The organism is Stenotrophomonas sp. Sm2128 (assembly GCF_030985535.1).
In the GTDB taxonomy this organism is placed as follows: Bacteria; Pseudomonadota; Gammaproteobacteria; order Xanthomonadales; family Xanthomonadaceae; genus Stenotrophomonas; species Stenotrophomonas maltophilia.
In genome coordinates this window covers 1-14120 of sequence record NZ_JAPTFQ010000101.1, presented here as the reverse complement: position 1 = coordinate 14120, position 14120 = coordinate 1, and the positions used below count along the sequence as shown (strand labels likewise).

Annotated in this window: 11 protein-coding genes and 1 pseudogene; 2 read left to right on the top strand and 10 right to left on the bottom strand. The window is 68.8% G+C overall.

The features are described 5' to 3' along the window. Positions 1-93: 93 nt before the first annotated feature. The 10 genes and pseudogenes from O0K41_RS20425 to O0K41_RS20380 all read right to left on the bottom strand — a co-directional run bounded on the left by O0K41_RS20425 (position 94) and on the right by O0K41_RS20380 (position 11867). A pseudogene (locus O0K41_RS20425) lies at positions 94-539 on the bottom strand (transposase). 241 nt (positions 540-780) lie between these two features. After that, positions 781-1539 carry a 2,3-dihydro-2,3-dihydroxybenzoate dehydrogenase gene (locus O0K41_RS20420; protein ID WP_149501161.1) on the bottom strand — a complete coding sequence of 253 codons (759 nt, stop codon included), beginning with the start codon at positions 1537-1539 and terminating at the stop codon, positions 781-783. Then, on the bottom strand, positions 1530-5420 hold the full coding sequence (locus tag O0K41_RS20415; RefSeq protein WP_108269734.1) for an enterobactin synthase subunit F: 3891 nt from the start codon (positions 5418-5420) through the stop codon (positions 1530-1532). Before O0K41_RS20415 ends, O0K41_RS20420 begins: the two co-directional genes overlap by 10 nt. Beyond that, positions 5417-5674 carry a phosphopantetheine-binding protein gene (locus tag O0K41_RS20410; RefSeq protein WP_005409947.1) on the bottom strand — a complete coding sequence of 86 codons (258 nt, stop codon included), beginning with the start codon at positions 5672-5674 and terminating at the stop codon, positions 5417-5419. The genes O0K41_RS20415 and O0K41_RS20410 overlap by 4 nt, the downstream gene beginning before the upstream one ends. Beyond that, positions 5674-6306: an isochorismatase family protein gene (locus O0K41_RS20405; RefSeq protein ID WP_033835614.1), complete on the bottom strand. Its 633-nt coding sequence runs from the start codon at positions 6304-6306 to the stop codon at positions 5674-5676. The genes O0K41_RS20410 and O0K41_RS20405 overlap by 1 nt, the downstream gene beginning before the upstream one ends. Beyond that, positions 6306-7958, bottom strand: a complete 1653-nt coding sequence (locus O0K41_RS20400; RefSeq protein ID WP_108269732.1) for an AMP-binding protein — start codon at positions 7956-7958, stop codon at positions 6306-6308. The genes O0K41_RS20405 and O0K41_RS20400 overlap by 1 nt, the downstream gene beginning before the upstream one ends. Beyond that, complete coding sequence (locus O0K41_RS20395) at positions 7955-9148, bottom strand: isochorismate synthase (protein ID WP_164223269.1); 1194 nt, start codon at positions 9146-9148, stop codon at positions 7955-7957. The genes O0K41_RS20400 and O0K41_RS20395 overlap by 4 nt, the downstream gene beginning before the upstream one ends. Then, positions 9145-10341: an MFS transporter gene (locus O0K41_RS20390; RefSeq protein WP_149501162.1), complete on the bottom strand. Its 1197-nt coding sequence runs from the start codon at positions 10339-10341 to the stop codon at positions 9145-9147. Before O0K41_RS20390 ends, O0K41_RS20395 begins: the two co-directional genes overlap by 4 nt. 153 nt (positions 10342-10494) lie before the next feature. Continuing rightward, entirely contained in the window at positions 10495-10806 is a 312-nt protein-coding gene (locus O0K41_RS20385; RefSeq protein WP_005413704.1) for a DUF3817 domain-containing protein, read from the bottom strand. Between the two features lie 125 nt (positions 10807-10931). Further along, positions 10932-11867: a TIGR03571 family LLM class oxidoreductase gene (locus O0K41_RS20380; protein ID WP_108269729.1), complete on the bottom strand. Its 936-nt coding sequence runs from the start codon at positions 11865-11867 to the stop codon at positions 10932-10934. A gap of 66 nt (positions 11868-11933) precedes the next feature. On the opposite strand from O0K41_RS20380, the gene O0K41_RS20375 reads away from it, so the two are divergent. Together O0K41_RS20375 and O0K41_RS20370 are read left to right on the top strand one after the other, a co-directional pair. After that, the gene (locus O0K41_RS20375) at positions 11934-12383 is read left to right on the top strand and encodes a GNAT family N-acetyltransferase (protein WP_088437107.1); all 450 of its coding nucleotides are present in this window, start codon (positions 11934-11936) and stop codon (positions 12381-12383) included. Positions 12384-12512: 129 nt separating this feature from the next. Continuing rightward, on the top strand, positions 12513-14033 hold the full coding sequence (locus O0K41_RS20370; protein WP_164223272.1) for a thioredoxin family protein: 1521 nt from the start codon (positions 12513-12515) through the stop codon (positions 14031-14033). Positions 14034-14120: the final 87 nt, after the last annotated feature.

The following is a 14120-nucleotide window of genomic DNA, read 5'->3' as shown; positions in this document are numbered from 1 at the left end:
GGCCGGCACTACCATCGATGGTGCTCTGTGCGCCGGAACGCAATCTGCGCTGCGCTTCGCCCTTGCTTTGGTAGTGCCGGCCGCTGGCCGGCATCACAACCAGACCGACCATGCATATGGATACTCGCCAATCTGCCCAGCAAGACCGGCGCGCACCGGATTCCCCAGGATGTACAGCGCTTGCTGCGCCAGCGACTCCTCGGCCCTCACGGCATGATCAAAGTAGCCAGACTGCCAGACCGTACATCCACGCCCCACCAGGCGATTCAGGGCGAGCGCGCTCGACGATTTCATCCGGGCGCGATGTCGGGAAGGTGAGCTGCGCGCAGCTCGAACATCCAGTGGACGTGATCCGGCATGACGACCCATGCGTGTGACTGTACGAGCCCGCGCTGTTCGATGTAGTGGAACTGGTCGATTACACATGCTGCTGCAGCTTCGCTTTCAAAGAGCCGGCGGCGCTGGTGTGTCGTGGTTGTCAGAACGTAGGACTGACCGATGATCGAGTGACGGCCCAGACGGAGGCGATGGCTGCTCATGCGCCATGATGGGTCGATCATTGGGCGTTGGCTGTCGGGCCATGCCTCGATGGAGGTTGGGAGATGTCTGAAGTTGAATGAGGTTGCCGGCCAGCGGCCGGCACTACCGGGGCTATGGATTGCCGGCCAGCGGCCGGCACTACCGGGACTATGGATTGCCGGCCAGCGGCCGGCACTACCGGGACTATGGATTGCCGGCCAGCGGCCGGCACTACCATTGCCGGCAGGCGGCGGTCGGGGCTCAGCCGCGCAGGGTGGCGCCGCCGTCCACGTACAGGTCGCTCATCGCCACGTGCCCGGCCTGTTCGGAGAGCAGGAACATCACCGAGTGCGCAATGTCCTCGGGGGTGGCCAGCTTGCGCAGTGGAATGCCGGCCTTGTAGGTCTCCAGGCTGCCGGCGATTACCCGCTCGGCACCGCGCTCGTCCTGCCACATGCCGGTCTGCATCGGGGTCAACGTGGACCCCGGGGCGACGATGTTGCAGCGGATGCCCAGCGGCGCCAGCTCCAGCCCGAGGCAGCGGGTGAACATGGTGGCGGCGGCCTTGGACGCGGCATAGGCGGCCATGCCGTGCCGCGGCACGCCGGCGGCATTCGAACTGACGGTAATGATCGCGCCCCGCTGGCGCGGCGACATCACCCGCGCCAAGGCACGCCCAACGTGGAATACGCCATCGGCGTTGACCGCGAACACTCGGCGCCAGTCGGCGTCGCCGGTCTCGGCGACGCTGCCCACGTGCAGCACGCCGGCCACGCTGGCCGCCAGCGTGATCGGCCCGATGCTGGATTCGACCTGATCCACCAGGGCGTCCACCGCTGCGCTGTCGGTCACGTCGAGTGCGAACGACGTCACCCGGGTATCGGCCACGCGCGGCGCCTCGCGATCAGTCGCCACCACGGTGCACCCGGCCTCGACCAACAGCCGTACCAGTGCCTCGCCGATGCCACCGGAGGCACCGGTCACCAATGCCACGCGGCCTTGAAAACCGGTCAACTGCATGTTGCGATCTCCTCTTGCTCGTCCCATTGGCGCAGCCGCGCCGACAACCATGGCGCCAGCTGCGCCACGGCATCGCGGCCGGTCAGTTCGGCGTGCAGGAACGGCAGTTCCAGCGCCTGCACCTTGCGCGCATGGGTCCGCCACAACGCCGACTGCAGCTGCGGCCGCGCCTGATGATCCCGGCCCGCACGCACGTGCACCAGCGTGCCGTCGAACGGTTGATGAACATGTTCGCGGATCAGTCGATTGGTGCCGGTCACCGCGCGCACCACGCCATCGAGCACCACATCCGGTAAGCTGCCGAGTGCACTACCGCCACGTCGCAGGAACGCCAGAATGCGTTCACGGCTGTCCAGTTCCGGATGCGCATCCGGGTCATGACCGGCAATCGCCAGCAGTGCCCGCAATGCAGCGATGGCATCGGGTTCCGGCTCGGCCCGCCAGCACTCGCTGGGATAAGCGTCCAGCAGCACCAGCTCGCCAACCTCGCGCCCGATCTCGTGGAGGCGCACCGCCATCGCCTGGGCGAGGATGCCGCCCACCGACCAGCCCAGCAGATGCACCGGCCCCTTCGGCTGCAATGCGACCACGCGCTGTACGTAGTCGTTGGCCATCGCCTCGATGCTGCTCGGCAGTGGCTGCCGCGCATCCAGTGCCGGCGACTGCAGGCCATACACCGGGCGTGCCGGCTGCAGTGCCCTGGCCAGGGTGCGGTAGTTCCAGGCGATGCCCCCGGCCGGGTGCAGCACGAACAGCGGCGTGGGCCCGGCAGCGTCGGTCGCGGCCAGCGCGATCACTGGCCCCAGGGCGTGATCGGCCAGCGCGGGCGGCTCGGCAATGCGAACTGCCAGCGCGGCCACGGTGGGCTGGGCAAACAAGGCACCCAGACCCAGATCACAGCGCCAGCGCTGCTCGATCGCCAGCAGCAGGTGCACCGCCGACAGCGAGTCACCGCCGAGACTGAAGAAGTCCGCATCCACCGCCACCGGCGCCTCACGCCCAAGCGCCTGTGCGAACAGCAACGCCAGCTCCTGTTCCAACGGCGTGCGTGGCGCCAAGCCGGCAACTTCAAGTTGCGGTGGCTTCGGCAACGCGTTGCGATCGAGCTTGCCGTTGGCGGTTACCGGCCAGTGGTCCACGCCGACAAACGCCGAGGGCACCATGTAGTCCGGCACGCGCGTGGCCAGGTGGCTGCGCAGCATTACGGCATCGGCAAGCGCGGTTGGCACATAGGCCACCAGCCGGGCATCGCCGGGCGCATCCTGGCGCAGCAGCACTTCCACGCGCTCCATGCCAGGCAGTTCGCGCAGTGCCGCCTCGATCTCGCCCAGCTCGATGCGCAGGCCGCGCAGTTTCACCTGGTGGTCGCTGCGGCCCAGGTACTCCACCGCACCATCGCGCCGCCAGCGTGCCACGTCTCCGGTGCGGTAGATACGCTCGCCCGGCAGGAAAGGATCGGCAAGGAAGCGCTCGGTAGTCAGGTCATCGCGACCGAGATAGCCACGTGCCAGTTGCACGCCACCCAGGTAGAGGTCACCGGCCACGCCTATCGGCACCGGCTGCATCCGCGCGTCCAGCACGTACAGGCGGGTATTCCAGACCGGGAACCCGATCGGCACCGGCCGCGAGCGATCCTGCGCCGACGCCGGCCAGTAGCTGACATCCACTGCGGCCTCGGTCGGGCCATACAGGTTATGCAGCTCGGCCTGCACGCGCCCATGGAAACGATCGCGCAGCGATGCGTCCAGCGCCTCACCGCTGGTGAACACCCGGCGCAGCTGCAGCCCTGCCGAAGCCGGCGCAGCGAGGAAGGCATCGAGCATCGACGGCACGAAATGCGCCGTGGTGATCCCATGCCCACGGATCAAGCGCGCCAGTTCGGTGGGATCGCGATGCGCGTCAGGTCCGGCGACCATCAGGGTGGCCCCACACAGCAGCGGCAGGAAGAACTCCCAGACCGAGACATCGAAGGTGGCCGGGGTCTTCTGCAGCACGCGGTCATCGGCGCGGATGCCGTAGTGCTCGCGCATCCACAGCAGGCGGTTGACGATGGCACGGTGTTCGATGACCACGCCCTTCGGCTCTCCGGTCGAACCGGAGGTGTAGATCACATAGGCCGCATCGCTGGGCGCCGGATCGGCCCATGGCGCGGCGAAGCTCAGCGCGGTCCACTGTTCCGGCGCGAGCATCGGTACGCCAGCCATGCGCGCCGAATCCTCGGCCGCAGCCAGTACGCACACAGGCTGTGCCGAGGCGAGAATACGCGCCAGTCGCTCATCGGGATGGGCAAGGTCCAGCGGAAGATAGGCCGCGCCTGCGCGCAGCACCGCGACCAGCGCGATCACCAGCTCCAGCGAGCGCGGCAATGCCACCGCCACCACGCTGCCCGGGCCGACATCCATCGCCCGCAGCTGCGCCGCCAGCGCGAAACTGCGCGCTTCCAGCGTTGCGTAATCCAAAGCAGCGTCGCCGAACACCAGCGCAGGCGCGTGTGGGTCCCGATCCATGCCCTGCTGTAGCAGCTCGACCAGGGTCGTCTCCGGCAGCGCGTGCGCGGTGGCGTTGAATTCCTGCAGCACCTGCTGCGCCTCCTCGGGCGTCGCAAGGGGCACGGCTGCGATATCGTCAGCCTGCAGCGCCGCCGATACGAAATGCAGCAGCCGCGCTGCGTGCGCCTCGACATCCTCGCGACTGTACAGCGCGGGATTGGCCTCGATTTCCAGATCCAGCAGCGACTGGCCATCGCCACGGAAGCCCAGCGTCAGGTCATCCACCGGCCCGGTGCACAGCACCTCCAGCGTCGCCTGCACGCCGGCCAGCGCCAGCGGCTTGTAGAACGGCTGCACATTCACCAACGGGCCATGCAGGCGCTGCTGCGCTCCGACCAGGCCGAGGTCCCGGCGCAGCTGCTCACCGCGGTAACGGCCGTGCTTGCGCCCCTGGCTGAGCTTCCGGCCCAGGCCGCGGGTGAAGGCCTCGACGCTGCCCTCGCCGGCCGCTACGCGCAGCGGCAACACATTCATCACCATCGCCGGCACCCGCGCCGACGCGTTGCCGAGCCGCCCCATGGAGGGCACGCCCAGCACCACTTCATCGGCCGCGCTCATCCGCCGCAGGTACTCGGCCGACAACGCGGCCAGCACATCCGGCCAGGGCTGCAGCCAACGCACCGAGGCCTGCAGCAGCTGCTCACGGAAGGCCGCATCGAGCGGCTGCACCCAGCGCAGCGCGTCGTCACTGGCCGCGAGCGTGCCGGCCAGGCCCACGCCTGCCGGTGCGCCCTGCATGTGCTCACGCCACCACTGCCCGGCCAGCGCGCGGCGCGGATCGGCACGATAAGCGGCATCATCGGCCAGCACGCCCGCCAGCCCCGGCAGTGGCTCACCCATGCGGCCGGCGTACAACGCGCACACGCGATCGGTGAACAGCGCCATGCCATAGCCATCAGCCGCCAGATGATGCACCCGCAGGTACCAGACCCAGCGCTGCCCGCCCAGCTCAAGCAGCATCTGTTGGCTGATCCGGTCGCGGGCGGGGTCGACCGGGCTCAGCCGGTCGGCGTGCATCAGGCTGCGTGCCGCAGCGGCAGCATCCGCTTCGGCGGAAACATCACGCACCGAAAGCAGCGGCACGTGTGCCGGGTCGTACCACTGCAGCGGCTGGCCATCGGCCCCTTCGGCAAAGCGCAGCGCAAAGGCCTGGGCTTCGAACGCAGCCTGGTCTGCCGCTGCAACGAACGCGGTCACGTCCAGCGGGCCATCGATCCACACCGCGTGCGCGGTATTGAATGACGGATTGTCCGGCGCCAGCCGCTGTGCAAACCACAGTCCGGTCTGGGCCTCGGTCAATGCCACCGGCGTGGCCAGCGCAGCGGCGTTCATGCGTTCTGCGCGGCCTGCAGCGTCTGCACCACGTTCCACCATTGGCGCAGCGTGGTGTGCTCGGCCAACTGCGAGAACTCAATCGGCAGGCCGGTGTTGCCCCAGGCCAGGACCAGGCCGAGCATGCGCATCGAGTCCAGGTCCAGGTCGATCAGGTTGTCGTCGTCACCGATCTCGGCCGGCGTACATTCGAGAACGCGCGCCACGTCGGCACGCATCCGCTCCAGATCCAGCATCTCAGCGGTGGCAGCCATCACAGCACCTCCAGCAACTGGTCGGTGGTCATCGGCACGCCACAGGTGCGTGCGATCCAATGCAGCGCCTGATCGTGATCGGCGCGCGAGAAGTCCGCCACGGCATCGGCGGCGATGAAGGCCTCGATATCACGCTGGAATGCTTCGACCACGGTCGCGGTGCAGCCGATATGGGCGTACACGCCGGTCACCAGCAACTGGTCGCGGCCACGCACCCGCATCAGCGTCTCCAGGTTGCTGCGCTGGAACGCGCTGTAACGGTGCTTCACCAGCACGTGCTCGCCCGGCTGCGGTGCCAGCGCGTCGATGATCGGTTCATGGTCGGCGCTGCGGCGCATGCCCGGTCCCCACAGGTCGGCCTGCAGGCCACGGTCACGGCGATCCTGGTCGCCATGCTGGGCGGTGTAGAACACCGGAATACCGCGCGCGCGGCAATGCGCCAGCAGGCGTGCGATGTTGTCCACGGCCGGCCGCAGCGGTGCATTGCCGGCGTCGAATGCGGCCAGGAAGTAGCGCTGCATGTCGTGCACCAGCAAGGCGACACGATCGCGCTGCGGGCGCCACGGGCCGCGTGCCTGCGGCAGTTCGGCGGCGGTCGGCAAGGGGTAATCGGTGATACGGGGCAGCGCCATCAGCGCGTTCCTCCTGTCTGTTGCAGATGACGCGCACGCAACTGCGCGCGCAGTTCGCGGCGGCTGATCTTGCCGACCGCGGTGGTATCGAAACTGTCGACGAACACGACCTGGTCGGGCACCTTGAACGCGGCCAGGCCGCGCCCGCGCATCCAGGACTTCAGCGCCGGCGCCTTGAACGGCTCGCCCTGCGGAATCACGAAGGCGCAGCTGCGCTCGCCCAGGTACTCATCGGGAATGGAGACCACGGCGGCGTCGAACACACCGGGGTGGGCCAGCAGGTGATCTTCGATCTCTTCGGCGGAGATCTTCTCTCCGGCACGGTTGATGTGGTCACCGGCGCGGCCCTGCACCACCAGGTAGCCTCCGGGCAGCTGCTGCACACGGTCGCCGGTACGATAGAAGCCGTCGTCGGTGAACGAGCGCGCATTGGCCACCGCGTCGTTGTGGTAGCCGCGGATGGTGTACGGCCCACGGGTGAGCAGATGCCCTACCTCGCCTTCGGCCACCGGCTGGTCATGGTCATCGACCACGCGCACTTCATCATCCGGACTGATCGGCCGGCCCTGGCAGACCACGATCAGTTCCTCCGGGTCATCCAGCCGTGTGTAGTTGACCAGGCCTTCGGCCATGCCGAACACCTGCTGCAGCGTGCAGCCAAGGCCATCGATCACCCGTCGTGCGGCTTCCGGCACCAGTTTGGCGCCGCCTACCTGCAGTACCTGCAGGCTGGACAGGTCATGCTTGCTGGTGGCGGCGGCCTGTGCCCACAGCAACGCCAGCGGCGGCACCAGCCCGCAGCAGGTCACCTGCTCGCGGGCGATCAGCGGGAAGGCCGCATCCGGACCGGGGCCGGGACTGAGCACCACGCGGGCGCCGGCATACAGTGCGCCGAAGAAGCCCGGCGAACTCATCGGGAAATTGTGCGCGGCCGGCAGCGCGACCAGATAGACGCTGTCGCGGTCGATGCCGCAGAGGTCATTGCTGGCGCGGAACGAGTAGATGTAGTCGTCGTGGGTACGCGGAATCAGCTTGGACAGCCCGGTGCTGCCTCCGGATATCTGCAGGAACGCCACCGACTGCGGGTCCGGATCGGACGGCAGCTGGCTGCGATCGCCCTGCAGTGCCTCCAGCGCGATGAACTCCGCCGCATCGCCGTCGATCACCACATGGCGAACCGCCGGCACTTCGGCCTGCAGCGCCCTTGCCAACCCGCGATGATCGAAGCCATCGTGCAGTGCGGTGGTGATGTAGGCACTGGCTTCCGCCTTGCTGGCGAAGTGGACCAGCTCGGTGATGCGGTGCGCCGGCAACGCATACACCGGCACCAGGCCGGCGCGGAACAGGCCGCAGACCGTGGTGATGAACCCGGCGGTATTGCCCAGCTGCACCAGCACCCGTTCGCCAGGCTGCAGGCCGAGCGCCAGCAGGCCCGCACCGATGCGGCCTGCCTCATGCCACAGCTGCGCATAGCTCAGGCGTACGTCGCCGGCGACCACCGCGATGTCATCGGCATAGCGTTCTGCACGCTCGCGCAGGAAACCCGGGAAGGTCTCGCCACGCCAGTGACCGGCTTCGCGATAGCGCGCCACCAGCGTGTCGGGCCACACCTGCTGCAGCGGCAGGCGGGAAGAGTCAGTGGAGGTACTCATGCGGCAGGCTCGATGGCGGGCGCGGATTCATGGACACCCAGCGCGTTCAACAGGGCAGCGAACTTCGCTGCGGTTTCGGCCACCTCGGCCTCGGGGTGTGACTCGGCGACGATGCCGGCACCGGCATACAGGCGCAGCTGCCTGCCCTGCAGGCGCGCGCAGCGGATCGCCACGTACCAGTCGCCGTCACCCTGCGCGTCCAACCAGCCCACGGCACCGGCGTAGAAGCCGCGCGGCACCGGTTCCAGCTCGCGGATGCGCTGCAGCGCCGCCAACCGTGGCGTACCGCAGACTGCCGGCGTGGGGTGCAGCTGCGCCAGCAGTTCGGCGGCAGACGTCTGCGGATCCTTCAGGGTGGCGTGGATGCGGGTGCCCAGGTGCCACATGCTGGCGGTGGCATGCAGCACCGGGCGCGGCTGCGCATCGATGTGGCTGCAGTACGGTGCCAAGCCCTCGACGATGGCCTCGACCACGTGGCGATGCTCGTCGTGGTCCTTGGCCGAGGCCAGCAGCGCCTGCGCGGCGCGCTCGTCCTCGGCGGCATCGGCACTGCGCCGCGCGGAACCCGCCAGCGGATGCGACAACAACTCGGCGCCGCGCTTGCGCAGCAGCAGTTCCGGCGTCGCCCCCACCAGCCAGGCCGGTGCCTGGCCCAGCTCCACCGGCAACGGCACCGCGTAGGTCGCCACCGACGGATCTGCGCCCAGGCGTGCCAGCAGCACGTCCGGAGACAGCGCCTGGCGGGTGCGTGCCAGCAGGCTGCGCGCCAGCACCACCTTCTGGAGGTTCAGTTCGGGCGCGCGCAGTACCTGCACCGCCGCTGCAACCGCTGACGCATAGTCCTGCGGCGCAGGCTCGGCCTTCAGGGAACCGTCCAGCGGCGGTGCGGCCTGCGGCTGCAGTGCCAGCGCCGGCAGCAAGCGCTCGGGCTGGAATAGCGCATCGTCCGCACGCGGTTCGAACGGCACTGCGCCAACCAGCAGGCCCGGGCCGCCACGCTGCCGGGCAAAGAACGCCGAGACGCGTTCTGCCAATGTCGCCAGTGCACCGGCCGGCAGCGTGGCGCGGCAGCCGCGTGCATGCACGTGCTGGCCGGCATGCTGCAGCAGGAACAGCGACGCGTCGTAGGCGCTGTCCAGTGGCGCTGGCGCAGCCTCCGGCCACGCGCCCTGCATCAGGGAATCGTTCATGGGGTCTCCTTCATCCGATGCGCTGCAGCCAGCGCGCACAGCAACAGCAGCAGCGCACCGACCAGCAGGTAAGGCAGGCTCGGCCCGCCGCGATACAACAGCGTGCCGAGCATCGGCCCGGCCACCATGCCCAGCCCCTGCGCAGCAGCGACGGTGCCGGCGGCGGCGCCCTGCTCGTGCGCCTCCACCGCATCGGCGGCCAGCGCCTGGAACGAGGGGAATACGAAGCCCATGCCAAACGCGGCCAGCGCATACGCCGCCGGCAACTGCCAGGCCTGCTGCACGCCTGCCACCGAGGCAAAGCCAATGCCGGAAATCAGGGCGCCAAGGACGATCCACCGGCGTGGATGCACCTCCAGCTTCATCACCAGCGCCTGCGCCAGGATCAGGCCGACACCAACGGCGGTAAGTGCGATGCCGGCCATGCGTGCACCGGCCGCCGCATCCAGGCCCAAGCGATCAATCGCGAAGAAGCCGACCGTGACCTGCGCGATGGTCACCGAGACCATCGCGATGAACGCTGCCAGCTGCGGCAGGCGCAGGCGCGCGTCGAGACGGCTCATCGGCGCGCGGCGCTGCGCGGAAACACCCACCACCGGCGGCGTGGCCGGCAGCCGCCAGGCCAGCAACGCCAGTGCCAGCAACGGCAGCAGCGCGGCCACGTACAGCGCCAACGACAGGCTCGTATAGGCCAGCCAGCCCGCGGCGGCCGGGCCGAGCACCATGCCCAGCGCGTTGGCGCTACCCAGGCGGGCGAGGAACTTCGCACGTTGGCCGGTCGGTGCCTTGTCGGCGATGAGCGCGGCTGCGGTAGGAGGCACCGCCGCGTAGAACAGGCCGATCAGGCCACGCGCGCCGACCAGCACCAGCACCGACACCAGTACCGGCGGCACCGCCTGCAGGGCGACGTCGATGAACACCGCCAGTGCGATGTAGACCGCCGTATAGGCACTCATCGCCAGGATCAGCACGCGCTTGCGCCCAATGCGGTCGCTGAGCTGGCCCCAGGGGCGCGCGGCCAGCATCCACAACACGCCTGCGGCGGTGACCGACAGGCCGGCATGCCACTCGGACAAGCCGAGCATGCGGACCACCGGGCCGATCACGGCGACGAAGGACATCATCGCCATGGTGCCGATCAGGGCAGCCAACACCAGCGCCGGCAAGCCGGGAACGACGGGACGTGCGTGCATGGAACACCAGCCGTAACAGGAAAGGATGGCCGGGCACGCCTGCGCACCCCGCCCGGCACCGGCCCTGCTCAGGACCGGACGCCACCCTTAAATGATAACGGCTCGTATTTGCATTTGATACCCATTCTCTTGAATGGGCGCGCAACAGTGGGTTCAGCGCATTGCATGCAGGCCGAGCAAGCCACGGCGCTTGAACCACCACTCCAGCGGCAGCGTCACCAGCGGCGGGATGGCTGCCAGCAGCGCCAGCGCACTGGCCCACCACGGCCAGCGCAGGCGCACCGCCGCGAACAGGGTGACTGCCACATAGACCAGGAAGGCCACGCCGTGCAGCGGCCCGAACAGCTTCACCAGCGCCACGTTGGCCATCGGGCCGTACTTCATCCACATGCCGATGAGCAGGCCGGCCCAGGTCACGGCCTCGATGAAAGCGACCGCGGCGAACAGACGTCCGGTCGGGTGCATGGGGGAACGTTGGGTCACGCGGGGCTCCAGCATCGGGGTATCAAATGCGAATGATACGCAGATGCGAACCCCATGTAGAGTCGAGCCGTGCTCGACTGCTGGAGCGTGCCCACCGAGGTGGACAGCTACCGGAGCGTGTGTGGCAGAACGTGCTCCCCGATCTCACGCAGCATCGCGTCCATCGGCCGCCCGTTGTCGACCAGGTTGAACATCACGTGCGCCACGCCCTGCGCACGCACGCGCAGCAGGTAGTCACGCAGGCCATCGCGGCCGACCTTCAGGCCCAGCGGCAGCGGCTCGGCTGGCGCCTGCGGATCGGCCTGCAGGTCCAGCAGCATCGACTGCACGAACGGCTTGGCTGGCCCACCACGCTGCACCAGCGCCTGCTGCCACAGGCCGATGCGCCCTTCCTGCGCGGCCTCCTCGCGGTGATAGGTGGCCCAGCCTTCGGCCTCGCGCGCGATCCACTGCAGGCTCTGCCGCGCGGTACCCACCACCAGCATCGCGATGCGGGTTGCCGGCGCCGGCAGCACGTCGAAGCCACCCGTCGCCTGCAGTACGGCGGTCCGCTCATCGGCCTCCGGTGACAGCGCCGCGCGCAGCAACGTCCAGCGCGCACGGAAGGTCGCCGCCCTGCCCTCCAGATCCTCGCCGAATGCGGCGAACTCTTCGGGGCGGTCCCCCGAACCCAGGCCCAGCACGAACCGTCCGCCGCTGATCCGGTCCAGGCTCAAGGCCGACTTCGCCACCTGCAGCGGCTGCCGCAATGGCAGCACGATGGCCGCGCTGCCGACCACGATGCGTCCGGTCGCGGCAGCCAGCATGCCCAGCCACAGGAACGGGTCATCCAGCGCGCTTGCTGTCGCGTCCGGACCCTGCGGCACCATCAGTGGTACATCACGCGTCCACAATGCGGCAAAGCCCAGATCATCGGCCAGTCGCGCAATGCGCCGCGCCTCATTCGGATCGGCCAGTCCATGCGCGGCGACAGGCGTCATCAGGCCCAGGCTCAGGCCCTGTTGCGGAAACAAGGCAGCGTAAGCAGGATTGAAATCACTCATGCCGCCAGCTTAGCGTGCAGGCCTGCGGCAACGATGACGCGCCGCCCACTACCGGAAGAACACTGCATGCCGACGATCCGCCCTGCCCACGTCGATGACCTGCCTGCGATCAGCGCGGTGTGCCTGGCCGCGTTCACTGCGGCGGTCGCGCCTTCGCTCAGCGCGGCCGGCATCGCCACCTTCGGCAGTGTCGCCGCTGCCGAAGCATTCGGCGCGCGCCTGCACGGTGACAGCCACATCCTGGTGGCCGAGCAGGACGGCCGTGTCGTCGGCGTGATCGAACTGAAGGAGGGCCGGCACCTTGCGATGCTGTTCGTCGATCCCGCCTGCCAGGGCCAGGGCATTGGCCATGCTTTGTTCGAGGCGGTGCTTCCACAGGTGCGCGATCCGGTCCTTACCGTGCGCGCCTCGCTCAATGCGGTACCGACCTACCTGCGCTATGGCTTTGCGCTGGACGGTGACGTCGGCGAGTTCAATGGGTTGGTGTATCAGCAGATGGTGCGGGCAGCGGCCTGAAGGCATGCGCCCGGCGTTGCCCGGCAATGCCGGGTGGGCGTCATGCCCTGCAGCACGCCCGTCATGAGCAAACTGAATCAGCGGGCTCGCCGGCGGTTCCTACAATGGCCTGTCACCCTGCCCTTCGAGATGCTGCCGATGCGCGTCGCGCTTTCCGTGTTGCTGCTGGCTTCGGCGCTGAGCGCCTGCACCCCGGCCCCGGTTTCCACCGCCAACTCCGCCGAGGCACCCGCGCCGGCGTCCGCCATCGCCTGGCGCCAGGGCGATGTGGACGATGCCTTCGCCGAAGCCGCCGACAGCGGCAAGCCGGTGCTGCTGTACTGGGGCGCGGTCTGGTGCCCTCCGTGCAACCAGCTCAAGGCGGGCCTGTTCAAGGACCCGGCCTTCATCGCGCTGACCAGCAAATTCGTTCCCGTCTATCTGGATGGCGACGAGGAAGGTGCGCAGGCCTGGGGCGAGCGCTTCGGCGTACGCGGCTATCCGACCCTGATCGTGCTGGACCCACAGCGCAACGAAATCACCCGCGTGGCCGGCGGCAATGACGCCGCCGAACTGACCCGGGCACTGACCGTTGCCGCAGGCCGCCGCAGTGCTGTTGCCGCCACCCTGGCCACCGCGTTGGCAACGCCGGACCGACTGGCCACCGAAGACTGGCAGGTACTGGGCGACTACGGCTGGGAAGTGGACGCAAACCGCCTGGCCGGCGAGCGCAGGAGCCAGGACGTACTACGCCAGTTGTCCAAGGCCGCACCGGATGCCGCCCTGCAGCGCCGCTTCGCTCTGCTTGCCTTGGCAACGGCCGAAAAACCCGATGCCTCGCCCACCGAAGTACGCGAGCTGCTGCAGGCAGTGCTGGCGCAACCGGGAGAAGTACGCCGCAACCGTGAGTTGCTGGGCTATGCAGGCGTGCAGCTGGTCAAGCAGGCCAGTGCCGGGCCGGCCACCAGCAACACGCTGGGACAGCAGCTGCTGGTCGCACTGGAGCGCGCAGATGCCGAGCGCGGTGATCGCGCGGACGACGCGTTGTCGCGTGCGCTGACCGAAGTATCGCTGGCCCGCCAGCAGCAGCCGAAGGGTGCACTGCCCGCGGCCCTGGTTGAGCGGGTCAAGCAGCGCGTGGCCGCTGCCGATGCCGCCGCCACCGATGCGCATGCGCGCCAGGCCACAATCAGCAGCGCGGTCTATGCCCTGCGTGAGGTCGGCGACGACGCGGGTGCCGAGGCGCTGTTGCTGGCCGAGCTGAAGCGCAGCGAACAGCCCTACTACTACATGCCCGAGCTGGCCGAACTGGCCGAGCAGCGCGGCGACACCGCCGGTGCGCTGGATTGGCTGAAGCGTGCCTACGACGGTGCCCAGGGCCCGGCCACCCGCGTGCAATGGGGCGTGCTGTACGTGGAGGGCCTGCTGAAGCTGGCGCCGGACGATGCACCACGCATCGAGCAGGCCACCGCCTCACTGATCGCCGAATTGGAAGCACAGCCGTCGGGTTACCACCAGCGCACCCGCCAGCGTTTCGAGCGCCTGGCCGGGCAGTTGAAGGCGTGGAGCGGCAAGCACCAGGGCGCGGAGACACTGGCGCGGCTGCAGCAGCGGATGCAGCAGGCGTGCGGTGACCAGGTTGATGGTGCGTGCAAGGATTGGTTGAGTTGAGTTGATGAAGGCGCCGGCGGCTGGTTCGCCTGCCGGCGCTTTTGTTGATCCGTGCGGGAGGGGGGGGGGGGGGGGGGGGGGGGGGGG